This is a genomic window from Allochromatium palmeri, assembly GCF_009720725.1.
Classification (GTDB): domain Bacteria; phylum Pseudomonadota; class Gammaproteobacteria; order Chromatiales; family Chromatiaceae; genus Thermochromatium; species Thermochromatium palmeri.
Window position 1 is genome coordinate 1 of record NZ_WNKT01000160.1, and the last position, 629, is coordinate 629.

Sequence of the window (629 nt, forward strand, 5' to 3'; positions counted from 1 at the left end):
ACCGTCGCCCCCTCCGCCGTGCCCTTCGGTGCCAGCGACAGGGCGCCGCTCGCGCTCGATCGCCAGGCGATGATCGAGCTGCGTGACGCCTTTGCGGCGGCCGCCCGCCGGGCCGCGCGACTCGGGATCGATGCCGTTCAGGTCCATGCCGCCCACGGCTACCTGCTTCATCAGTTCCTTTCGCCACTGTCCAATCGGCGTGAGGATGCATTCGGTGGTTGCCTCGAAAACCGCCTGCGCTTCCCGCTTGAGGTGTTCGATGCCGTGCGGGATGCCTTTCCCGCCGATCGGCCGGTTTCCGTTCGGGTATCCGGCACCGATTGGGTCGAGGGCGGCTGGGACTGCGAGCAGACGATCGCCTTTGCGCAGGCGCTCGAGGCGCGCGGATGCAGCGTCATCCATGTGTCCAGCGGCGGTCTGCATCCGAACCAGGCCATTCCGGTTGGCCCCAGCTATCAGGTTCCGCTCGCCCGTGCGGTGAAGGCGAATGTCGGCATCCCCGTTGTCACGGTCGGCTTGATCACCGACTACGATCAGGCCGAGGCGATCATCGGCACCGGCGATGCCGACCTGATCGCCTTGGGACGGACCATCCTCTACGACCCGCGCTGGCCCTGGCACGCTGCGGC

The 629-nt window shown here is 67.7% G+C and carries 1 protein-coding gene; it reads left to right on the forward strand.

The features are described from left to right. The coding region (locus GJ668_RS19930) for an oxidoreductase (RefSeq protein ID WP_484476975.1) at positions 1–629 on the forward strand (629 nt) is incomplete at both ends.